The sequence below is a fragment of the Janthinobacterium glycogeni genome, assembly GCF_051380725.1.
Classification (GTDB): Bacteria; Pseudomonadota; Gammaproteobacteria; order Burkholderiales; family Burkholderiaceae_D; genus Janthinobacterium.
In genome coordinates this window covers 50,195-73,219 of the sequence record NZ_JBNYXP010000005.1, presented here as the reverse complement: position 1 = coordinate 73,219, position 23,025 = coordinate 50,195, and the positions used below count along the sequence as shown (strand labels likewise).

Here is a 23,025-nt window from a genome sequence, read left to right as displayed (position 1 = left end):
TGACTACGCCGCGTCGGCCAGCAATGCCGGGCGCAGCGCGCGGATGCGCAGCTCCGTGAAATAACCGCCCGCCTCGTTGTAGCGCAGGTAGTGGCGGCCGCAGTCCAGGCAGCGGGCCACCTGGCTCAGGTTGGCGGGATAGTAGCGCGGCGCGATGGGCGCATCGGCACTGTCATAGCGCGTGCCGTGCGGGTGGTACTCGTCAAACGTCGGTTCCTCGTACGGATCTTCGCGCAAGGTGCCGACCTCCTCGAAACGGTCGAGTTCCAGCGACGTCGGCAGCCGCTGCCAGGCATCGAGCGGAACGGTGCAGCAGCTGCATTTTTGAGTGACGCCGGCCGACGTCGCGGCCAGTGCGGACAAGGCGAAAAAATCGATGAATACCATGGTTTAGCCATTGCAAGGGGCGGCCCATGGCAACGAGCCTGGCCGCTTCCTTTCATTCTAGCGCAACAATCGCCGAGCCGTGTGCCATGTCAACGTGCAGCCATGCGCCGGCGTCTGGCGCGCTCCAACCCCAGCTCCAGCAGCATCAGCATGCAGCCGGAAACGAGCAGCAGCGGCATCAGCGCGCACATGCCGGCCGCCGCCAGCCAGGCCAGCGCGGATGGCGACGTCCACGCGCCGGGCAGCAGCTTGGGCAAACCCAAAGTACCCGGCAAACGCCGCTTGAAAAACATCACCCAGCCCGACACGAGCGAAAACAGCACGCTGGCGCCGAACAGCAGCAGCAAGGCCTGGTTCCACCAGCCGAATTCACCGCGGTGAAACGGAATGCCGATGGCGGTGGCCTTGCCGAACGCCGTCTGCGCCTCCCACCCCGCATAGTACAAAGGCTTGCCGCTGTAGGCGTCGAATTGCAGGTCGAAGCGCAAGGTGGGCCGGCTGCGGTCGGCCATGGTGGCACGCCACACGTCGTCCTGGCTGGCCGGCGCCGTCAGCTGCACGGCGATGGCAGGCGCATGGCTGCGCGCCACCTGCCAGGCGCCCTGCCAGTCGAGCGGAGCACCTTCCTCGCGCGAATGCAGACCGCGCGGCACGGGCGGCGGCGCCTGGCCGCTGACGTCGCGCAGCGCGCGGATGCGCGCGCCCGCCTGCTGGCTCCACGTCAGTCCTGTCGTCAGGATCACGACGCTGACGATGCCAAGCGCCACGCCGAGAAAAGCATGCCACTGGCGCCAGCCATTGCGGCCCTGCGCGCCCCGCTTCGGCAAGCCCGATTGCGCGCCGCGCGGCCACCACAGCACCACGCCCGTCACCAGCATCACCATCAGCCAGCTGGCCGCCAGTTCGATCATCCAGCGCCAGCCATCGTTTTGCAGCAGGCGCGAATGCAGCTTTTTCGCCCAGTTGCCGAAGCGCTCGCCGCTCGCCAGCGTACCGAGTACGCGCGCATCATACGGATTCACATACACGATGATGGCTTGCGCGGGCAGGCCGAACTTCGGTCTGGCGGGCGTGGCCGGCGCCGCATGTCCGCCATGGGCCGCATGCTCATCCTGCACGCCGCCGGGCGGCGCGAACGCCACCTGCACCGCATCGTCCTGCTGGAACGGCGGCACCAAGTGCTGCACTGCCCAGCCGCGTGGCGCCGCCCGTTCCGCCGCCGCAACGGCGGCGTCCAGCGGCAGCATCGATGCTTGCGGCGTCACATGGTCGAGGTGCCGATACAGGCTTGCCTCGATCTGCGGCGTGAACACATACAGAATGCCCGTCAGGGTGGCCACCAGGGCAAACGGCGAGGCGATCAGCGCGGCCCAGAAATGGATGCGCCAGTACAGGCTTTTGCGGCGCGCGATGAGAAAGGTGAAATCGTCCATGGCCAGCCTCACAGTGCGTTGAAGGTATAGCCCAGGCCCAGCATCACGCTGCGCGGCGCACCGGGCGTGTACTGGTTCTGGCTGTTCGGCGCATAGCTGCCCGTACCCGCATAGCTGCTGCTGGCCGAATCGGCATAGCGCTTGTCGGCCAGATTGCGCACCTGCGCCCACGCCTCCAGGCCTCGCGCGAGCCGGTAGCTGGCACGCAGGTTCAGCAGCGCGTGACCGCCATACTCCACCGTGTTGGCGTTGTTCATCCAGTAGCGGCCCTGATGCACGGCTTCGAGCGCGATACGCGCGCCCGCAACGGGCTTGTAGCCGATCTCGATTGAGGTGATGTCGCGCGGCGCCTGCGGCATGGCGCGGCCGCTGTAATCGAGGCTGGCGGAGACCTGGTAACGCAGGTAGCGGTGGCGTGCGATGGCCGTGGCGAAGCGCGCGTCGAACGGGCCGCTGTCGTAGTTCAGGCCCAGCTCCAGCCCTTCGCTGCGCGTGCGTCCCGCATTGCGGTTTTCGCTGTTGCCCGGCGAGAGCGTATAGCTGACGATGGTGTCGCGCCCGTCGAGACGGTACAGGGCCGTGTCGAGTTTCAGGCGGCCCTGCAAAAAGGCCCAGCGCAAGCCCAGTTCATAGTTGTTGTAGACGGACGGCTGCAGGTCGGCGATGCCCGTCTTGCCATACAGCTGGCTCACCTCGGGTGGCGTAAAACCCTGGCTGACGTTCGCATACGCGCTGCCCGCCTGGCCGATGGCGTAGGTGGCGCCCAGCTTCGGGCTCACGTGCGAAAAGCTGCGCGACTCGTCGGGCGCGCCGTAATTGGTGCTGCCGCCGGGCGCCAGCTTGTTGTGGTAATCGTAGCGGATGGCGTCCGAGCGCCCGCCCAGCACCACGCGCGTGCCGGCCAGCGGTGAAAACTCCCATTGCGCGAAGACGGCCGTGTTGAGGATATCCGTCTGGTAGTCGCGCACGCCCTGGGGATTGCTGGCATTGGCCAGCGTATAGCGCAGGTAGCGGCCCGTGGCCGCATCGCGCACGATGGAGAGATTGTCGCTGACAAAGGGATTGTCGCTCTTGTCGACATACACGCCGGCGATCAGGCGCGAACGCAGCCAGGCGAATTCCTGCTGGTGCTTCAGGTCCAGCCCCAGCGAATCGACGTGGTTGTTGTTGATGACGCCCTTGCACAGCATGCCTGCGCAGCTGCCGATGGAATATGCGGGAATCTGCCCATGGTCGTTCTTGCGCGTAAACACGGTGACGGTGCTGGTGCCATGGGCCGTCGTCGCGCCCTCCCACGCCAGGTTCATGCGCGTGGTCTTGTCCTTGCGGTAGCTGAACGTGTTCAGGCTCTTGCCGGGATGGCTGCGATAATCGTTCTCGAACAGGCTGCCCGTCATGGCCGCATCGAGATCCGTGTGCACGATGGTGGCGCGCAGCTGCGACGCGGGGCCGAGCGCATAGTCGGCGCGCAGCGAGAACGAATCCTTGTCGCCGTAGCTGTACTCTTGCCAGTTGTCGCGCGAACGGCGCGAACTGTAATGGGAGAAGCGCAGTCCCAGCGGCCCCCAGGTATCGCTGGCGGCCGTGTCGTAGCGGGTGAAGCCGCCTACGTTGTCGCGCCGCACGCCCACGCTTGCCGTCGGCGTGGCGCTGGCGCCGGCCGTGAGGAAATTGACGGCGCCGCCCACCGCATTGCTGCCGTACAGCGAGGAGGCGGCGCCCTTCACCACTTCCACGCCGCTGGCGCCCGCCATGTTCATCTCGTTGAGCGAGTTATGATTGAAGACGCCCAGCGGGCGGATGGGGATGCCGTCTTCCAGATACTGGTAGACGGCATTCGTGCCGATCGGCTGGCGGATGCTCATGCTGTGCTGCTCGTTGCCCAGGTCATTCCAGTACACGCCGGCGATGCGGTTGAGGATATCGCCCATGGTTTTGGGCTTGTCGCGTTCCAGCGTCTTCGCATTGACGACGCCGATGGCCTGCGGCGTCTCGGACAGCCACGCTTGCGCGCGCGAGCCGGAAACGACGACGGTGTCGATGGCGTGGTCGGTTTGGTCAAGTTGCTGCGCCTGCGCGCACGGATAAGCCACGGTGATGGCCGCGGCCAGCACCAACAGTTGTTTGTTCATGTGATTCTCGTATAAGTGTGCGGATGCGGCGCGTCACACCGCGAGGTGGACAGCGCCAGCATTGAAAAAGCAAAAAAAAACTTAGACGAGGTTTGGCGGCGCGCGCGACTGCGCGGCGGACCAGATGAACAGCGGTGCGGGAGACCGGTAGTACAGGGCCGGGAAGATGGCCGTGCCGCTGGCCACAAGCAGCGGCAGCACGGGGCTGGCGGGCGGCAGCCCGACGGAGCCCGCATGCGTGGAACAGAAGGCGCAGTGCTCCATCTGCATGGCCTTGCCGCCAGACTTGCCGTCGGCGGCGCCGTCATCATCGACCTGGACGAAGCGTATGCCGGCGACCGAGCAGATTTCCGCCCAGCCGGAGCCCGACTCCTGCTTGGCGTTGGCGACGGCCTGGGAAATCGATGGCGCGAGCGCCGCCAGCAGAATCGCGAAACAGGCGATCCAGGCGGCAAAGCGGCGCGTGAACAAGGTCATTCCCATGGCCGCATTTTACCAGCGGCCGCCGGGACTGGGTAGCGGAAAGCGGCTCAGGCCGCCGGGCAGGCGGCGCTGCCGTTGTCAAAAGCACGCACCACGCTGGCCGCATCGGCGGCGATGCGGTTCACGGCGCGGCGGTGACCGAGCACCAGCTCATCATAGCCGGCGCCCACCTTTTCGTTGGCGATCGTGCGGCAAGTGACCACCTTGCTGCTGGCCAGCTGGCGCACGCTCCACACAGCGTCGATCAGCGCATACTGGCCCATCACGGACTCGAAGCGCTGCACATTGGTGCTGATGCGGTACACGGGCAGGTTATCGGGATGCGGCGTGCGGAACACGTCGATGGCGCCCAGGTCGTTCGTCACGGCCGTCGACAGGGCCTGGCCGATCTCGCCGGCCAGCGGCCCCGCCCAGCGCTGCTGCTCCAGCAATTCGATACGGCCCGATGGCGCCGTCACGACAAACTGGTTGCGGCTCACCTGCTGCGGCACGCTGACGGCCAGCACCTCGACATAGTATTTCACAGGCTTGGCCGGCTGCGCGTCGGGGCCGCCGCTGAGCGTATAGAAATGCTCGGGCTGGGGCGTGGAGCAGGCGCCCAGCAGGATGGCTGTCATCAAAAGCGCAAAAATTGGCTGCTTCATTTTTTCTCATCTCCTTTTTTACCGCGGATCAGGGATTCGGGGTGACGTTCCAGGTAATCCGACAGGGCATTGAGCGATTGCAGGGTTTGCGTCAGCTGCTGCAAGGCCTGGCGCACGTCCGACTGCAGCGGCGAATCTTTTTGCAGCACCTGTTCGGCCGTGCCGAAGGTCTGTTTCGCCGCCGTCAGGGTATCGCGCATTTCCGGCACCACCTGGCCATCGAGCTGCTTGAACAGGGTATTGGCCTGCTTGATGGTGGCGTTCAGGTTGTTGCCGATCTCCGCGTACGGCACCTGATCGAGCTTGCGGGCGATGCTGGCGATCTGCGTCTGCAGTTCATCGAGGGTATTGGGCACAGTCGGCACTTCCAGCGGATATTTGTTCAGGTCCAGCGCCACCTTCGGCGCTTTCGGGAAGAAGTCGAGCGCGATGTACAGCTGGCTGGTCAGCAGGTTGCCCGTGCGTAGCTGCGCGCGCAAGCCGCGGCTGACCATGCGTTCGAGCAGCTGGTGGCCGGCCGAACCTTCCTCATCGTCGACGGCAGCCTTGAAGCGCATGCCCAGGCGGGCCGGGTACAGGTTGACGGTGACGGGCATGCGGAAGTTCTTCTTCACGGGATCGAACTCGATCCCGACAGAACGCACCTCGCCCAGCACGATGCCGCGGAAATCGACCGTGGCGCCAGGCTGCAAGCCGCGCAGGGACTGGTCGAAATAGAATACGGTCGTAATGGCTTCACCATCGGGCTCGCGCATAGCGCTGGCCTCGTCGGCCGCCAGGCGGAAATTGGCATTGGCCGGCGCCGGTTCTTCGGGCCTGCGGCCGTTTTCCGCCTCAAAGGCGATGCCGCCCACCAGCATGGCGGCCAGCGATTGCGTATTCAATTTGAAGCCGTTCGAATCGAGGCGCACGTCGACGCCGCTGGCGTGCCACCAGCGCGCATTCTTGCCGACGAACTGGTCGTACGGCGCGTTCACGAAGACCGACATGGTGATGCCGTTGCCATCCTTGTCCAGCGCGAAGCTGACCACCTTGCCCACGCGCAGACGGTGGAAGAACAGGGGCGAACCCACGTCGACGGAACCGAGGCTGTCCGCATGCAGGGTGTACAGCTTGCCCTTCTGGTCCCCTGCCACGGCAGGCGGACTCTCCATGCCGACGAAATTGTCCTTCTTGGCCTCCGACTTGCCCGTGTCGACGCCGATATAGGCGCCCGACAGCAAGGTGCCCAGCCCCGTCACGCCGCTGGCGCCGATCTGCGGGCGCACCACCCAGAAGCGCGAATCGGCGGTGGCGAAGCGGCGCGCTTCCTTGCTCATGTCGATCGTCACGAGTACCTTGCTCAAGTCGTCGCCCAGGGTGATGGCGCGCACTTGGCCGATCTCGACATCCTTGTATTTGACCTTGGTCTTGCCCGGCTCCAGGCCTTCGGCGCTCTTGAAGCTGACCGTCACCGTGGGCCCCTGGTCGAGGATGGACTTGGCGGCCAGGCCGGCGCCGATCAGCGCGGCCAGCAGCGGAATGAGCCATACCAGCGACGGCAGCCAGCGGCTGCCCTGCTCCACATCGGGTTCCGGCAATGGACGGCCACCCGTTTCGGCAAGGCCGCCCGCTTCGTTGTCAGACATGCTGTTCTCCAATCACTGTATTGTTTCCGGTATTTGCCACCACCACGGGTTCTTCCTCGCCAGGCACCTGGCCATCAACGGGGTCCCAGATCAGGCGCGGGTCGAACTGCATCGCCGCCAGCATGGTCAGCACCACCACGGCGCCGAAGGCCAGCGCGCCGGGACCGGCCGTGATCACGGCCAGCGACTTGAAGCGCACCAGCGCCACCGTCAGGGTGACGACAAAGATGTCGAGCATGGACCAGCGGCCGATGAATTCGACCATGCGGTACAAGATGGTGCGCTGGCGCGGCCGCCAGCGCGAACGCCGCTGCGCCGTAAACGCCAGCAGCGCCAGCACGCCCAGCTTCAACATCGGCACGACCACGCTGGCGATGAAAATGATGATGGCCAGGCCCTTCGAGCCGCTGGTCCAGAACAGCACCACGCCGCTCATGATGGTGTCGTCCTGCGCGCCGAACAGCGACTGCGTCACCATCACGGGCAGCAGGTTGGCGGGAATGTAGAGGATCATGGCGGCGATCAGCAAGGCCCAGGTGCGGTTGATGCTGTCCGGCTTGCGCACGTGCAGGGCCGTGCCGCAGCGCACGCACGCCAGGTGCCTGCCCTTGCCCGCAGGCGGCGCCACCAGGCCGCAGGCATGGCAGGGAACGATCTTCGCGCCCGGCGCGAAGGCCTTGTAGCGGATGCCGGGCAGCGCCTGGCGGGTCAGGTCGTCGCCCAGATTCCACAGGGCCTTGGGGTCGAACGAGACGACGATGGCCAGCATCAGGGTCAGCGCGCCAAACGCGAACAAGCCCGGTTGCGGCAGCACCGTGGCCAGGCTGGTCATCTTCACGACGGTGATCAGGATGCCGATCATCAGCACCTCCGTCATGCCCCATTCGCGCGCCGTCTGCACGGCGCGCAGCACGCGGTTGAAGCCCGGCACCTTGACGCCGCCGCGCAAGCCCAGCGCCACATACAGCAGCGAACCGAGTTCGATGGCGGGAAAGAGGATCGTAAACAGGAAGACCATCGTCGCCACGATATGCATCTGCTCGTACCACAGCACGCGGATGGAGCCGAGCAAGGTGGCGCTGGAAGTGAGGCCATTGACGTCGAGTTCGACGATGGGAAAAAACTGGGCGATCAGGAAGACGAAGGCGGCGCCCAGGGTGAGCGCCACCACCTTGCTCAATTCGGCCGATGCGCCCCGCGCATGCGCGCCCCGGCCTGGCGCGCCCCGGTACAGCACCGAGCGGCAACGGATGCAGCGCGCCTTTTCGCGGGGACGCAGCGGACGTTTGCGGTACAGCACGCCGCAGTCATGACAGCTAATCAGGTCGTATCGGTGCACAGTGTGAAGTTTGCCGGCGCCCGCAGCGCGACTATCCCATGTCAATGCCAGCCATCATGACAGAATTGGCATTTTCCTGCACTACAGCACTATTCTTTTTCACGCCCCCGCAACAACGCCTCCACGGCGCGGCCGATTTGCAGCACTTGATCGTCCGCGCCCGCCAGGCCGCAGATGCCCAGCCCCACTGGCAGCTCGCCGTCGGTATGGCAAGGCAGCGACAGCGCACAGCCGTCGAGAAAGTTGATGACGCTGGCGTTGCGCAGCACCAGGCCGTTCGTGGCAAAAAAAGTGGCGTCGTCCGCTTCCAGCGGCGCGAGCTGCGGCGCCAGAATGGCCACGCTGGGCATCAGCCAGGCGTCGAACGGCGCCAGGCGCTGCTTGGCGATGGCGATCAGGCGCGCGCGCGCATCGAGCAGGTCGATGTAGTCGGCCGCCCCCTGCTGCTGGCCGCGGCGGATGCGCGCCGCCACGCGCTGGTCGTACTGCGCACCCTTCTCTTCAAGCAGCACCCTGTGCCAGTGCCACGCTTCCGCCGCCACCAGGCCGCCGCCGCCATTGATACCTGGCAGCTCCAGCAATTCGGGGAAATCGAACTGTTCGACTTGAGCGCCAGCTAGCCGCAGCTTGCCCAGCGCGGCGTCGAAAGCCTGCCGCACCTGCGGCTCGACATTGGCCCCGACGTAGTCCAGGGTAAAGCCAAGACGCAAGCCCTTCAATGCCGGTGCGCCGTCGGCGATCTCCTTGCCCGACAGGGCCGCGTACAGGATGGCGCAGCAGTCGACGCTGTGGGCGATGGGGCCGGCCGAATCGAGGGAACGCGACAGCGGTACCGTGCCTTCAAGCGAAACGGAGGCCGCCGTCGGCTTGAAGCCCGTCAAGCCGCAAAAGGCGGATGGGATGCGGATCGAGCCGCCCGTGTCCGTGCCCAGCGCGCCGGCCGCCATGTCCAGCGCCACCGTCACGGCGCCGCCCGAGGTGGAGCCGCCCGCCACGCGCGCGCCGTCGTGCGGATGGCGCGGCGTGCCGTAATGGGGATTCAAGCCCAGGCCGGAAAACGCGAATTCGCTCATGTTGGTGCGCCCCAGCAGGATGGCGCCGGCCGCGCGCAGGCGCGCCACGGCACCTGCATCCACAACGGCGGGCGGCGCGCCGGCCAGCGCCAGCGAGGCGGCGCTGCTGACCTGCCCATTGACGTCGAACAGGTCCTTGATCGAGATGGGCACGCCGGCCAGCGGCGAAGGCACCCAGCCGGCCGTCCGCGCCGCATCGCTGGCGCGGGCCTCGGCCAGGGCCTGTTCGCCATCGAGGCTGACATACGCATGGCCGCCCTGCGCCCGGTGCGCCTCGGCGCGCGCCAGCATCTGCTCCGTCAATGCCACGCTGGTGATGCGGCCGGCGGCCAGGTCGGCCGCCAGGTCGCGGATGGTCTTGGTCAACTGGGTCATGCTCTTATCCTTCCACGGGCAGGGTTTGCACGGCATAGCGGTGCTGCAGGCGGCGCTGCAAGGCTGGATCATACAGCTCCAGCGCGAACGCGTCGCCATGGCCCATTTCGCCGATGATGGGCTGCGTGCCGCAGAACATGGCGCTGCCCACGGGCAGGGTCGCCTGCCCCGTGTAGCGCAAGATCAGGTCTTCCGGCGACAGCATGCGCGTCACGGGGCCTTCCTGGTACAGGGCCGGCACGCCGGCCCGTTCGCGCCAGGAGCGCATCTGCAGCTGGTCCCAGTGGCCGGCCACGTCGGCATAAGGCCACAGGGTATCGCCCACGGGTTTGCCGCACATCTGCTTGGACACCGTCACGCCATAGCTTTCCACCTTGCGGTCCGTATGGTCGGAGCCGATCCCCACCAGCAGGCCGTATTCCGTGGAGAACAGCACGAATTCGGCTTCGCCAGAGGAGTCGCGGCCCGGCACTTCGATGGCCGCGTCGCTCGACAGCAGCGATGCCGCCACGCGGTAAAACGTCGGCACGCTTTTCGGGCGCGCCACGCCGATGGCTTCCAGTTCGGCGATATGGTGTTCGACCATCGCCATGTCGCGGCCCGTCCAGCCGGCGATGATCAACTGGTCGATGTCGAAGGTGACGGGGCCGTGGCCGGCCAGGTTGAAGGTGTGGGTAGTCATGATCTTCCTTATTCTTCGAGGGGGCCGCGGCCCGTTTCGCGCGCCGCAAACACGGCTGCGCCGGTGATCAGCAAGGCCGCCGCCACATACAGCGAGACGGCCATGGTGCTGTTGTACGAGCGATACAGGCTGGCGATGACGAGGGGCGCAAAGCCGCCGCCGATGACACCGGCCAGGGTGTAGGCCAGCGAAGACCCCGCATAGCGCACCTTGGTGGGGAATTGCTCGATGACGAAGGCGGCCTGCGGGCCATACATGATGGCGTGGATGACCAGGCCCACGACGACGGCCGTGACGATGGCCGCCGGACTGGCCGCGTCGAGCAGGGTGAAGAAGGCGAATGCCCACACGAGGCCCAGGATGGCGCCCAGCGCATACACGGGGCGGCGGCCGATCTTGTCCGACAGGGCGCCAAAGAGCGGTACCGACAGCGCATTGCAAGCCGTGCCGATCATGATGGCGGTGAGCGCCAGGGTCGACGACAGGTGCAGCACGGTGGTCACATACGTCAGGGTGAACACCACCACCAGCGCATACAGCACGTCCGAGCCGATGCGCACGCCGCCGGCGATCAGCAGACGGCGCCAGTAAAGGCGCAGCACGTCGCCGACCGGCGCTTCCGCCTTCGCGTCCTGCTGGTCGAGTTCCTTGAACAGCGGTGTTTCCTCGATGCCGCTGCGTATCCACATGCCGAAGGCCACCAGCAGCAGGCTGGCGATGAACGGCATGCGCCAGCCCCAGTCCATGAACGCTTCATGCGGCAGCAGATAGGTGATCAGGCCGATGCAGCCGGTCGCCAGCAAGGTGCCGAACGACGGCCCCACCTGCGTCCACGAAGCGTTGCGGCCGCGCTTGTCCGGCGCGCCGTGTTCGACGGAGATCAGTACGGCACCGGCCCATTCGCCGCCCAAAGCGATGCCCTGCACGAAGCGCAGCGCCACCAGCAGGACCGGGCTCCAGATGCCGGCCGTCGCGTACGTGGGCAGGAGACCCATCAGGCCCGTCGTCACGCCCATCAGCATCAGGGTCACGACCAGCACCCAGCGGCGCCCCAGCTTGTCGCCCAGGTGGCCGAAGATCACGCCGCCGATGGGGCGCGAGATATAGCCGACGGCATACGTGGAAAAGGCCAGGATGGTGCCCGTCAGCGGATCGAACGAGGGAAAGAACAGGTGATTGAAGATCAGCGCGGCCATGGTGTTGTAGACAGTGAAGTCATACCACTCCAGGGTGGTGCCGACCATGCTGGCCGTGGCCAGGCGGCCCGTTTTTGACTTGTCACCCGGTGCCTGGGCCGCCGGATGCGCTGCGCTTGCCGTTGTATATGTGGTCATTGCCTACCTCTCTCGTCAGTTTTATTGCAGGTCCGCCGCAGGATGCTTTGCCCTGCGCCGTGGCCCGTGTCTCGTGTTATCAGTGCCGGCAAGATGCGCGTGACCGCGTCAGGCGGCGTGCAGGTCGGCTTCGCGCAGTTGCCAGGACAGCTGCAGGATGGCCGCCTGCTCCCCGTCCAGCCCAAGCGCCGCGCTGGCGGCATCGGCGGCGGCCATGGCGGCACGTTCCGAGGACGCGTCGATCAGGAAAATCGGATCGAGCACGCGCCCTTCCTTCTGCTCGGCCGGCAGGGGGCCGGACAAATTGACGTCGGGAGTGAGCAAGCGCGTGGCAATGACGCCGTCGATCTGCAGCAATGTCGCCCCCAGCTTCGTCATGGCGGCCACCGCTTGCGCATCCTGGCCGATGGCCGGCGCCCCCAGGCGCAGCACGGCCAGCCAGGCACCCGTGCCCATGCCCGTTTCTGCCTCGATGGCGCAGACTCTGCGCATCGGGTCCACCATGCGCTGCAGATTCGTCAGCGACCATGGGGTCTGCTGGCCGAAGGCCTTGAAGTAGTCGGCTGTCTGGAAGGCGGCGAGCGACACGGTGCGGTACAGGCCCAGGTATTTGCGGGGACCGCGCACGCTCTGGTAGCGCGTGCCGCTGACGAAGCCGGGAATGCGCACGCGCTCTTCCACGTGCTCGCGGTCGTACCAGCGGTTGAAATCGCGTTCATGTTCCGGGTCGGCGCTGGTCCAGACGAACAGGATGCCGGGCAAGGTGGTGGTGGACGTCGTCATGAGGGTTCCGTTTGCGTTGTAAGTGGAGTGCCAACCCAGAATAGGTGGCGCGCCATCACTTGGCAAACGGGTTATTCTGAACGCGACTGATAAGTTTTTCTTGTGGGTGGAGCCAACAATGTTGTCGGATTACGCGCCTGGGCGCTCATCCGACCTACGCGACTCACCTCCACCACGGCATCGTCGGTCGGCTTAGCGCCAGCGTAAGCCGACATCACCCGGCGCCATATTCCTCGCCCAGCGCCAAGGTGAACCTGGCCGCCTCCTCGCACGCCAGCATGGCCACCAGCTGAATCGCTTCCGTGGTGATGTCTTCGCTGTAGCTGATGACGATGCGTTGCGGCGCCAGGGTGCTGGTGCAGGGAATCAGCGCGATATTGCCTTGTTCGATTTCCTCGCGCAGGGGCGCCAGCGGCAGCACGGCGATGCCGAAGCCCGCCTTGACCAGACGCACGATGGCGGAAATCGAACTGACGCAGTGCACGCGGCCAAGCTGCACGCCCTCGTCCTGGCACAGCGCCTTCAAGGCGGAATGCGGCTGCGATCCCCGGTTCATGGTGATGATCGGATGCTGCGCCAGTTGCGCCACCGTGAACGGCGCGCCCGTAGCGGGCCAGTCGGCGGCCCTGCCGGCCCAGCCCATGGCGATGGCGCCGCTGCCCGTGCTGCGGATATGGTCGCCCGTCAGCATGTCCGTCTGCAGCGCGATATCGAGCTCGCCCTGCTGCAGCTGTTCGTGCAGGCGGCGCGTCGATTCCGACGTCAATTGAATCTCGATGCCCGGATAGCGTTCCTGCACCCGCTGCAGGAACGGGATCAGCCAGGTATGCACGATGGTTTCGATGACGCCGATGCGCACCTCACCCGTGATCTGCGCGGGCGAGGAATTGGCCGCATACATGTCGCGGCACAGCTCCAGCATGCGCTCGGCGTACCCGAGCAGGTTGCGCCCGGCGAAGGTCAGGCGGATTTCACGCGCGTCGCGATCGAACAGGCGCGTGCCGAAATCCTGCTCCAGCGAGGCGATGCGGTTCGAAATGGCGGCTTGCGTGATGTGCAGCTTGTCGGCCGCCGTGCGAAAGCTGCCCAGCCGCGCGGCCCAGACAAACGCTTCGAGAAAACGGGTATTCAATGGAGCTCTTCTTCACCTAAAGTGTGGTCGGCCCATTGTAAGCCAAACTGCCTTGCCTTATTTCCTGCCCTATTTCTGTCCCAGGAAGTCGAGCAGGGTCAGGGCCACGATCTTGCTGGCCTTGCGCAGATCGTCGAGCGCCAGGCGCTCGTCGGCCTTCTTCGCGTTCGATTCGGGCACCGTGCGCGGGCCGGCGCCATACAGCACGGCCGGGATGCCCCGCTCGCCATACAGGCGCGCATCCGCATACAGGGGCGTGCCGACGGCGGGTATCGTCTCGCCGAGGATCGCTTGCGCATTCTTTTGCAGGCTGCCGACCAGTTGCTCGGAGCCGGGCAAGGGCCGCAGCGCATGCGACAGCAGCAGGCGGCGGATCTCGATGCGGATGCCTGGCTCGCCCCGCACGGCGTCCTCGATCAGCGCGCGCACCTGCGCTTCCACCGCCACCGGGTCTTCTTCCGGAATCATGCGGCGGTCCATCTTCATGACGACCTTGCCCGGCACCACATTGGTATTCGTGCCGCCGTCGATGCGCCCCACCAGCATGGTGGGCGAGTCGATGCCGGCCACTTTGGATTTGATCTTTTTCAGCTGCGGCAACTGGCCGTAGATGGCGTTGAGGATCTTGTTGGCCGCCTGCAGCGCGTCGTGTCCCGTCTCCGGCATGGAACCGTGGCCCGACTTGCCGTGCACGGTGATTTCCAGCTGCAGGCAGGCGTTGTGCGCCGTGACGATGCCGTAGCTGAAACCGGCCGCGATGACGAAATCGGGTTTTGTCAGCTGCTGTTCCAGCAGCCAGCCCGGCCCCAGCAAGCCGCCGAATTCCTCGTCGTAGGTAAAATGCAGCTCCAGCTGGCCTTTTAATGGAATGCCCAGCGCTTCCAGGGCGCGCGCGGCGAATACATAGGTGGCGAAATCGCCTTTCGAGACGGCCGTCGCGCGGCCGTAGATATAACCGCCGTCGATCTGCCCGCCATACGGCGGATACGTCCAGTTGTCGCCGGGCGGCACCACGTCGCCATGCGCATTCAGCGCCACGGTCGGCCCGCCCGCGGCATACGGACGGCGCACGATCAGGTTGGTGATGCTCTGCATGCCGTACGCCTCGACCTGGTCCGCCGGCACCGCATGCTGCTCCGCGTTCCAGCCATACGCCTGCAGCAGCTGCGCCACCAGCTCCGCATGCGGCGCGTTGTTGCCGGGCGGGGTATCCGTCGGCTGCTGCACCACCTTCTGTAAAAAGGCGATTTCCTCGTCGAAGTGCTCGTCGATCCAGGCCGTGATTTTTTCTGCGTGCGTAGTCATTTTGCTCCTTGCATGGTCAGTTGCAGCCAGGCGCCCAGTTCGCTGCGCTCGGCTTCCGTCATATTGGTCAGGTTCCCGATCGGCATGGCTTTCAGTTCGATGGCCTGCTTGTAGATTTGCGCCGCGTGCTGGCGGATTTGCGTTTCATTATCGAGCATCATGCCGGCCGGCGCCGTGGCGAAACCCGCTTGCGTGGGGTGCGCCGAATGGCAGGTGGCGCAGCGCTGGGCGATGATGGCGTGCACGCTCCTGAACTGCGCGGCCGGGTCCACCGCCGGCGCGGCCGCCATGGCCACGGGCGCTTTCGGCGCGATGGCCACGGCCACCGCCACCAGCAAGGCCACGCCGATGGCCGGGTAGCGCCACTCGACACGGCCCTTGTGGCGCAGGTTGAAGAAGTGGCGGATGAAGACCCCGGCTGGCATGATCAGCGCCAGCACCAGCCACGCATGATCGTTCCGATAGGTCATCGCGTAGTGGTTGCTGATCATGATGAACAGCACCGGCAAGGTAAAGTAATTGTTATGCACGCTGCGCTGCTTGGCCTTCTGGCCGTGCTTGGGATCGGGCAGCTTGCCGGCCGCCATGGCTTCGACCATCTTGCGCTGGCCGGGGATGATCAGCATCAGCACATTGGCCACCATGATGGTGCCGATCATCGCGCCCACGTGGATATAGGCGGCGCGGCCGCTGAGCAAATGCGTGAGCACGTACGCGGCGCCGACGATCAGCGCGAACACCGTCACGCCGAACCACAGTTCATAGTGCGCCAGCTTCGAGCGGCACAGCAGGTCGTACACGGTCCAGCCGATGACGAGGGTGGCGATGCCGATGCCGACGGCCTGGGCGCTGGAGAGATCGGCCACGGCCTTGTCGATCATCATGGCCTGTGCATTGAAGTAGTAGGCAATCGTCAAGAGCGCAAAGCCGGACAGCCAGGTCGAATACGCTTCCCACTTGAACCAGTGCAGTTCCTTCGGCAGTTCGGCCGGCGCCACCAGGTATTTTTGCGGGTTGTAGAAGCCGCCGCCATGCACGGCCCACAGCTCTCCCGACACGCCCTTCTTCGCCAGCTCGGAGCCGGGCGCGGGCGGGCGGATCGAGTTGTCGAGCCAGACGAAATAAAAGGAAGCACCGATCCAGGCGATGCCCGTGATGACGTGCAGCCAGCGGACGATCAGGTTCAGCCACTCAAGGCCGTACGGGATCAGGTAGGCAAATACTTCCATAAATTTCCTCTAGTCAGACCGAACCAATATTCGTGCCAATCTACACAAGATAAACGGATTTACCGCCCATCACATGAAAAATATCGTATATTTGACATATTCAAATCGATATACAACAGAGGCGCCGCCACATGTCCAGCCTGCCGCAACACCTCGACCTGCACCTGATCCGCATCCTCTACCTGCTGTTGGTGGAAAAGAACGTCTCGCGCGTGGCACTGAAGCTCAATCAGCCGCAGCCGTCGATTTCCGCCTCGCTGCGCAAGCTGCGCGAACTGACGGGCGACCCGCTGCTCGTGCGCGGCGCGCGCGGCATGGTGCCGACCCAGCATGGCGAAAGCCTGCTCAATCCGGCCAAGCGCATCCTCGACCAGACGGAAAGCCTGTTCGTCAAGAAGACGCCGTTCGTGGCGCAGGAAGAGGCGCGCACCTTCCATATCGCCGCGCCCGACTACCTGGACAGCCAGTTCCTGCCCAACGTGGTGGCCCTGCTGCGCCGCGGCTCGCCGAAAAGCCGCGTCGTGCTGCATAGCCTGGGGCCGGGCATCGACCATATCCGCCAGCTCTCCGACGGGGGCCTGGACCTCGTCATCGCCAACTGGGACGAGCCGCCCGCCCACCTGCACATCTCGAAGCTGTTCGAAGACCCCATCATCTGCGCCATGCATGCGGAAAACGCCTATGCGCGCCGCACGGCCAGCGACGCCATGACGCTCGACGACTATCTGAGCCTGCCCCACGTGGCGCCGTCGCAGATGATGCCCGGCTACCACGGCGTGATCGATTCCTTCCTCGAACGGCAAAACCTGCAGCGCAACGTGGTGGTGGAGTCGGCGTATTTCGGCCTGATTCCCTACATGCTGACGCAGACGGACCTGGTGCTCACCACGGGCCGGCAATTCATGCGCTTCTATGAAAAGACCCTGCCGCTGAAAACGTATACCGTGCCCTTGAAATTCCCGCCCATGCGCTTTTACCAGTTGTGGCACCAGCGCGTGCACCAGGCGCCCGAACACAAATGGCTGCGCGACCAGGTCAGCGCGGCCGCCAAGGCGCTGGTGCAGCGATAGCCGCTATCAGCACGCGCATATAATGGAGACAGGACCGGGGCGCTATCATCACCGCTTGCATGATCGGAAAACCATGACCACCCTTTCAGACCTGAACGCCGGCAGCCAGGCCGATTTTATCGCCCACCTGCATGGCATCTACGAACATTCGCCCTGGATCGCCCAGCGCGCGGCCGCCGCCCGGCCGTTTGCCAGCCTGACGGCGCTCAAGACTGAACTGCAGCACGTGCTGGCGCAAGCCTCGCCCGAAGAGCAACTGGGACTGATACGCGCCCACCCGGAACTGGCCGGCAAGGCCGCCATCGCCGGGCAGCTGACGGCGGAATCGACGCGCGAGCAGGCCAAGTCGGGCCTGAACCTGTGCAGCGCCGAAGAATTCGCCACCCTGCAGCGCCTCAACAGCGAATACAACGCCAAATTCGGCTTTCCCTTCATCCTCGCCGTCAAGGGCCCGACGGGCGAAGGCTTGACGCGCCAGGACATCATCGCCACGTTTGCCCGCCGCCTGAAGAACCGGCGCGCCGATGAACTGGCCGAATCGCTGCGGCAGATCAAGCGCATCGCCGAGCTGCGCCTGAACGATCTGTTCGACGTGCGCCTGGACTTCGGCCCCGCCATCATGCAGCATGCGGAAACCCTGGCCGGCTGGAGCGACAGCGATTACAACCTGACCTGCGCCTACCTGACGCCGGCGCACCGGAAAACGGCCGCGCAGCTGGCCGACTGGATGCGGGAGGCCGGCATGCAGGTGCACATCGACGCCGTCGGCAATGTCGTCGGCCGCTATCTGTCCGACGCGCCGGGCGCGAAGACGCTGATGACGGGATCGCACTACGACACGGTGCGCAACGGCGGCAAGTACGACGGCCGGCTGGGCATCGTGCTGCCGATCGCCGTCGTGCGCCACCTGCATGAACGGGGCGAAAAGCTGCCATTTCATTTCGAGGTCGTCGGTTTCGCGGAAGAGGAAGGCGTGCGCTTCAAGAGCACGTTTTTGGGCAGCACAGCCGTGACGGGAAAATTCGACGTCTCGCTGCTGGAACAGGTCGATGCGGACGGCGTGAGCATGCGCGACGCGCTGGCCGCCGCCGGCCACGAGGCGAGCGCCATCGGCGCCATCGCGCGCGATCCCGAAGACTTGCTCGGTTATGTGGAAGTGCATATCGAGCAGGGTCCCGTGCTGCTCGAGCGCGACCTGCCGCTGGGCATCGTCACGGCGATTGCGGGCAGCTCGCGCTACCTGGTCAATCTTGGCGGGGTGGCCAGCCACGCGGGCACCACGCCCATGACCATGCGCAAGGACGCGGCCAGCGCGGCGGCCGAAATCATCCTGCTGGTGGAGCAGCGCTGCAGCCAGGGCGAGGCGCTGGTGGGCACAGTGGGCCAGCTGCACGTGCCCAACGGCTCCGTCAACGTGATCGCCGGCGCCTGCACCCTGTCGCTCGATATCCGCGCGGCCGTTGACGCCGTGCGCCAGGCTGCCGTCGACGACATTTTGGATGGCATCGCCGCCATCTGCGCGCGGCGCCAGATCGACTATCAGCTGGAATTGCTGCTGTCGGCGCGTGCCGCACCGTGCGCGCCGTGGCTGATGGCGCAGCTGGCGCAGGCCGTGGAATCGGTGGGCATCGCACCGTATGCGCTGCTGTCGGGCGCCGGCCACGACGCCATGGCCATGGCCGCCATCACCGACGTGGCCATGCTGTTTACCCGCTGCGGCAATGGCGGCATCAGCCACAATCCGCTGGAAACCATGACGGCCGACGACGCCGACATCGCGGCGCGCGCGCTGCTGGCGTTTTTGCGCAGCTTCCAGCCCAAGCCCTGAGCTTACACGGCCACGGCCCGCTCCAGCATCGCGTGCAACAGCACGTTGCAGCCCGCTTCCAGGTGCTCGGGCTTGGCGTCTTCGATTTCGTTGTGGCTGATGCCGTCCTTGCACGGCACGAAGATCATGCCGGCCGGCGCCAGCCGGGCCGCGTAGATGGCGTCGTGGCCGGCGCCGGACACCACGTCCATCACGGAGTAGCCGAGTTTGGCCGTGGCATTGCGCACGGCGCCCACGCAGTCGGGGTGGAACGGGCATGGCGGGTAATAGGAAACCCGTTCAAGAGAGATCTCCAGTCCCGTCCTGTCGCGCGTGGCGTCGATGAAGGCCGTGATCTCGCCATGCATGGTGTTGAGCAATTCATCGTTCACGTTGCGCAGGTCGATGCTGAATTTGACTTCGCCGGGGATCACGTTACGGCTGTTCGGAAAGACCTGCACCATGCCCACCGTGCCGCGCCCATACGGCGGGTAGCGGTTCGCAATCGCCACCACTTCCTGCATGATGGTCGTGGCCACCTGCAGCGCATCCTTGCGCAGGCCCATGGGCGTCGGTCCCGCATGCGCTTCCATGCCCGTCACCACGCAGTCGTACCACGACAGGCCCATCACGGCCGGCACCACGCCGATGACTTTATCGGCGTCTTCCAGCACGGGGCCCTGTTCGATATGCGTTTCAAAATAGGCGCCGATGGGATGGTCGCCCGGCACCTGATCGCCCTTGTAGCCGATGCGCGCCAGCTCCTCGCCCACCGTTTTTCCTTCCGTGTCTTTCGCCGCGTAGGCGGTTTCGAGCGAGAAGGCGCCGCAAAACACGCCGGACCCCATCATCACGGGCACGAAGCGCGAGCCTTCCTCGTTGGTCCAGAAGGCCACTTCGATGGGCGCCTGCGTCTTGATCTGTAAATCGTTCAGGGTGCGCACCACTTCCAGGCCCGCCAGCACGCCGTAATTGCCATCGAACTTGCCGCCCGTGGGTTGCGTGTCGATATGGCTGCCCGTCATCACGGGCGGCAAGCTATTGTCCGTGCCGTCGCGGCGCATGAAGACATTGCCGATCTGGTCGATGGTGATGCTCATGCCCGCCTCGCGGCCCCAGCCTACCACCAGGTCGCGGCCTTCCTTGTCGAGGTCCGTCAGGGCCAGGCGCTTGACGCCGCCCTTCGCTGTCGCGCCGATACGCGCCAGTTCCATCAGGGCCGCCCACAATCGTTCGCCATTGATACGCAATGCATCCATCGTCAACTCCTTATGCGGTGGTGGCGGAAAAGGCAGGCCGTTCGACATAGCGCCCGGCCCCTTCGACGGCCATCAGTTCGCCCTCGTGGAACACTACCTTGCCGGCGGCAATCGTGGTGCGGGGAATGCCGCGCACGGTGCGCCCTTCGAAGACATTGAAGCCTCCCCTGGCGAACTGCGTGGCGGCGGAAATGGTGCGCGTGCCCTGCGGGTCCCACAGCACGATGTCGGCATCGCTGCCTGCGGCGATGACGCCCTTGCGCGGATACATATTGAAGATCTGCGCCGCATTCGTCGATGACACCTTGACGAATTCGGACGGCGTCAGCAGGCCGGAATTGACGCCCGCGTCCCAGACGACGGCCATGCGTTCCTCCACGCCGCCGCAGCCGTTCGGGATGCGCGTGAAATCGTTCTTGCCAGCCGCCTTCTGCTCGGCGCAGAAGGTACAGTGGTCGGTGGCCGTCGTGTGCAGGTTGCCGCTTTGTAGGCCATGCCACAGGGCCGCCTGATGGTGCTTGCCGCGAAACGGCGGACTCATGACGTGGCCGGCCACATAGTCAAAATCATCGCTCTGGTAGACGCTGTCGTCGATCACAAGATGGCCCGCCAGCGCTTCGCCATACACGCGCTGGCCATTCGCGCGCGCCCGCGTGATGGCGTCGAGCGACTCGGCGCACGAGACGTGCACGATGTACACGGGGGTATTCAAGACGTTGGCGATGGCGATGGCGCGGTTGGCCGCCTCCGCTTCCACGGCCGGCGGGCGCGACAGCGGGTGCGCCTGCGGCCCGGTAATCCCCTTCTTCAGCAAGGCTTGCTGCAACTGGAAAACCAGCTCGCCGTTTTCCGCATGCACGGTGGGCAGCGCACCCAGCTCCAGCGAGCGGGTAAAGCTTTTCACCAAGGTTTCATCGTCGGCCATGATGGCGTTTTTATAGGCCATGAAGTGCTTGAAGCTGTTCACGCCATGCTCGCGCACCAGCACGCCCATCTCTGCATGTACCTGCTCGCTCCACCAGGTGATCGCCACGTGAAAGGTATAGTCGCCGGCGGCCTTGGCCGACCACTCGCGCCACTGCTGATACGCTTCGATCAGCGACTGCTTCGGCGCGGGAATGACGAAGTCCATGATGGTGGTGGTGCCGCCGGCCAGTCCCGCCGCCGTGCCCGTGAAAAAATCGTCGGACGTCACGGTGCCCATGAAGGGCAAATTCATGTGCGTGTGCGTATCTATCCCGCCCGGCATCACGTACAGGCCGCCCGCGTCAATCACGGTGGCGCCGGCCGGCGGCGCCAGGTTCTCGCCGACGGCGGCGATGGTGTCGCCCTCGATCAGCACATCGGCGCGAAACGCGCGGTCGGCGTTGACGACGGTACCGCCACGTATCAGTGTAGTCATCTTGTCTCCTTCTCGAAAAGATCAGGACTGGGGCGCCTGCTGTACGAGTGCAGCTACCTTGCCCTTCATCGTGACGCCGTAGACGACTGCGGCGATGGCCACGCCCACGAACCACGCGTAGGTGTAGATGGTTTTGAAGCCTTCGCCCACACCCGGAAACGCTGTGGGAAAGGCCGCGTTCAAAAAGCCCGGGATATTCGGCAGCACGGCAATGACGAAGGCGATCAGCGCCGCCATGTTCCAGCCATTGCCATACGAGTAGACGCCGTCGTCGCGGTACAGCTGCCTGACGTCGAGCTGCGTCTTGCGCACGAAATAATAGTCAACGATGAGGATGCCGGCGATGGGCCCCAGCAGGGCCGAGTAGCCAATCAGCCACGTGAAGATATAGCCCTGCGTCGACTCGAGCACCTTCCACGGCATCATGACGATGGCGATGAAGGCCGTGATGTAGCCGCCCATCTTGTATGAAATCTGCTTTGGCGCCAGCGAGGAAAAGTCATAGGCCGGCCCCACCAGGTTGGCCGCTAGGTTGACGCTGACCGTGTCGATCAAGAGGATGATCAGGGCGATCAGCACGGCGGCGCCCGTCATGCGGCTGGCCAGGTCGACGGGGTCCCAGATGGCCTTGCCGTACATGACGACGGAGCCTGCCGTGACGATCACGGCCAGCATGGCCAGCAATCCCATCGGTACCGGCAAACCGATCGACTGGCCGATCACCTGCTCGCGCTGCGTCTTGGCGAAGCGCGTGAAGTCGGGAATGTTCAAGGCCAGCGTGGCCCAGAAACCCACCATGGCGGTGAGCGATGGCCAGAAGACGCTCCAGAACTGGCCCGCCTTTTTACCGCCGGGGATGAATTGCGATGGCTGGTCCAGCAGGCTGGCCACGCCGCCTGCCTTGCTGTGCACCCAGTACAGCAGCACGAAGCAGATCAGGATTTTCAGCGGCGCCGTATAGGTTTCCAGCTTGCGGATCGACTCCATGCCATGCAGGATGTAATAGAACTGGATGGCCCAGAAGGCCAGGAAGCACAGCAGCTGGCTGCCGTTGATGCCCAGGCCCGCGATCTTCTCGCCGCCCAGCTCATGGCCTACCAGCACGCCCATCAGCGTGTAAATCATCTGCCCACCGAACCAGGTCTGGATGCCGTACCAGCCGCAAGCGACGATGGCGCGCATCAATGCCGGCAGGCGCGCGCCCATGGTGCCGAACGAGGCGCGCGCCAGCACGGCATACGGGATGCCGTATTTGGTGCCCGCATGGCCGATCAGCAGCATGGGCAAGAGCACGATGGCGTTGGCGAGAAATACCGTGAGCACGGCCTGGTAACCGGACATGCCGCTGTCGATCAGACTGGCCGACAGGGTGTAGGCGGGAATGCACATCACCATGCCCACCCACAGCGCGGCAAAGTGATACCAGCGCCAGGTGCGCTGCGCCGCCGTGGTGGGCGCCAGGTCTTCATTCCAGAGTTGCGTGTTGCCTGAATAGTCGTGGTTCACAGGGTTGCTCCATCGGTTAGAC

19 protein-coding genes are annotated in these 23,025 nt (G+C 65.1%); 2 read left to right on the top strand and 17 right to left on the bottom strand.

Annotated features, from left to right (window positions below; genetic code table 11):
- Positions 1-3: 3 nt before the first annotated feature.
- The 14 genes from ACQ4W4_RS13325 to ACQ4W4_RS13260 all read right to left on the bottom strand — a co-directional run bounded on the left by ACQ4W4_RS13325 (position 4) and on the right by ACQ4W4_RS13260 (position 15,959).
- On the bottom strand, positions 4-387 hold the full coding sequence (locus tag ACQ4W4_RS13325) for a hypothetical protein (RefSeq protein ID WP_436542409.1): 384 nt from the start codon (positions 385-387) through the stop codon (positions 4-6).
- Positions 388-476: 89 nt separating this feature from the next.
- Positions 477-1,820 carry a PepSY-associated TM helix domain-containing protein gene (locus ACQ4W4_RS13320; protein ID WP_436542408.1) on the bottom strand — a complete coding sequence of 448 codons (1,344 nt, stop codon included), beginning with the start codon at positions 1,818-1,820 and terminating at the stop codon, positions 477-479.
- 8 nt (positions 1,821-1,828) lie between these two features.
- A complete protein-coding gene (locus ACQ4W4_RS13315; RefSeq protein WP_436542407.1) occupies positions 1,829-3,952 on the bottom strand; it encodes a TonB-dependent receptor family protein in 2,124 nt (707 codons plus the stop codon).
- Positions 3,953-4,033: 81 nt separating this feature from the next.
- Positions 4,034-4,435 (bottom strand): DUF2946 domain-containing protein, encoded by a 402-nt coding sequence (locus tag ACQ4W4_RS13310; protein WP_436542406.1) that lies wholly within the window; start codon positions 4,433-4,435, stop codon positions 4,034-4,036.
- A 47-nt stretch (positions 4,436-4,482) separates the two neighbouring features.
- Complete coding sequence (locus tag ACQ4W4_RS13305; RefSeq protein ID WP_436542405.1) at positions 4,483-5,052, bottom strand: PqiC family protein; 570 nt, start codon at positions 5,050-5,052, stop codon at positions 4,483-4,485.
- Positions 5,053-5,075: 23 nt separating this feature from the next.
- A complete protein-coding gene (locus ACQ4W4_RS13300; RefSeq protein ID WP_436542404.1) occupies positions 5,076-6,707 on the bottom strand; it encodes a PqiB family protein in 1,632 nt (543 codons plus the stop codon).
- A complete protein-coding gene (locus ACQ4W4_RS13295) occupies positions 6,700-8,007 on the bottom strand; it encodes a paraquat-inducible protein A (protein WP_436542403.1) in 1,308 nt (435 codons plus the stop codon). The genes ACQ4W4_RS13300 and ACQ4W4_RS13295 overlap by 8 nt, the downstream gene beginning before the upstream one ends.
- Before the next feature lie 128 nt (positions 8,008-8,135).
- A complete protein-coding gene (locus ACQ4W4_RS13290) occupies positions 8,136-9,494 on the bottom strand; it encodes an amidase (RefSeq protein ID WP_436542402.1) in 1,359 nt (452 codons plus the stop codon).
- Between the two features lie 4 nt (positions 9,495-9,498).
- Complete coding sequence (locus tag ACQ4W4_RS13285; RefSeq protein WP_436542401.1) at positions 9,499-10,176, bottom strand: DUF2848 domain-containing protein; 678 nt, start codon at positions 10,174-10,176, stop codon at positions 9,499-9,501.
- Between the two features lie 8 nt (positions 10,177-10,184).
- Positions 10,185-11,510: an MFS transporter gene (locus ACQ4W4_RS13280; protein ID WP_436542400.1), complete on the bottom strand. Its 1,326-nt coding sequence runs from the start codon at positions 11,508-11,510 to the stop codon at positions 10,185-10,187.
- Positions 11,511-11,618: 108 nt separating this feature from the next.
- Positions 11,619-12,293: a hypothetical protein gene (locus ACQ4W4_RS13275; RefSeq protein WP_436542399.1), complete on the bottom strand. Its 675-nt coding sequence runs from the start codon at positions 12,291-12,293 to the stop codon at positions 11,619-11,621.
- Between the two features lie 214 nt (positions 12,294-12,507).
- Positions 12,508-13,425: a LysR family transcriptional regulator gene (locus ACQ4W4_RS13270; RefSeq protein ID WP_436542398.1), complete on the bottom strand. Its 918-nt coding sequence runs from the start codon at positions 13,423-13,425 to the stop codon at positions 12,508-12,510.
- Positions 13,426-13,494: 69 nt separating this feature from the next.
- Positions 13,495-14,730 carry a M20/M25/M40 family metallo-hydrolase gene (locus ACQ4W4_RS13265; protein WP_436542397.1) on the bottom strand — a complete coding sequence of 412 codons (1,236 nt, stop codon included), beginning with the start codon at positions 14,728-14,730 and terminating at the stop codon, positions 13,495-13,497.
- Positions 14,727-15,959, bottom strand: coding sequence for a urate hydroxylase PuuD (locus ACQ4W4_RS13260; RefSeq protein WP_436542396.1), 1,233 nt, complete (start codon positions 15,957-15,959; stop codon positions 14,727-14,729). The genes ACQ4W4_RS13265 and ACQ4W4_RS13260 overlap by 4 nt, the downstream gene beginning before the upstream one ends.
- Before the next feature lie 131 nt (positions 15,960-16,090).
- On the opposite strand from ACQ4W4_RS13260, the gene ACQ4W4_RS13255 reads away from it, so the two are divergent.
- Complete coding sequence (locus ACQ4W4_RS13255; protein ID WP_034754583.1) at positions 16,091-17,029, top strand: LysR family transcriptional regulator; 939 nt, start codon at positions 16,091-16,093, stop codon at positions 17,027-17,029.
- A gap of 73 nt (positions 17,030-17,102) precedes the next feature.
- The gene (locus ACQ4W4_RS13250; RefSeq protein ID WP_436542395.1) at positions 17,103-18,857 is read left to right on the top strand and encodes an allantoate amidohydrolase; all 1,755 of its coding nucleotides are present in this window, start codon (positions 17,103-17,105) and stop codon (positions 18,855-18,857) included.
- 2 nt (positions 18,858-18,859) lie between these two features.
- Here the strand turns inward: ACQ4W4_RS13250 and ACQ4W4_RS13245 are convergent, their stop codons facing one another.
- The 3 genes from ACQ4W4_RS13245 to ACQ4W4_RS13235 are packed head-to-tail and all read right to left on the bottom strand — an operon-like array spanning position 18,860 to position 23,003.
- Positions 18,860-20,095: a Zn-dependent hydrolase gene (locus tag ACQ4W4_RS13245; protein WP_436542394.1), complete on the bottom strand. Its 1,236-nt coding sequence runs from the start codon at positions 20,093-20,095 to the stop codon at positions 18,860-18,862.
- A gap of 10 nt (positions 20,096-20,105) precedes the next feature.
- A complete protein-coding gene (hydA, locus tag ACQ4W4_RS13240) occupies positions 20,106-21,497 on the bottom strand; it encodes a dihydropyrimidinase (RefSeq protein ID WP_436542393.1) in 1,392 nt (463 codons plus the stop codon).
- A gap of 21 nt (positions 21,498-21,518) precedes the next feature.
- A complete protein-coding gene (locus tag ACQ4W4_RS13235; protein ID WP_436542392.1) occupies positions 21,519-23,003 on the bottom strand; it encodes an NCS1 family nucleobase:cation symporter-1 in 1,485 nt (494 codons plus the stop codon).
- Positions 23,004-23,025 lie beyond the last annotated feature (22 nt).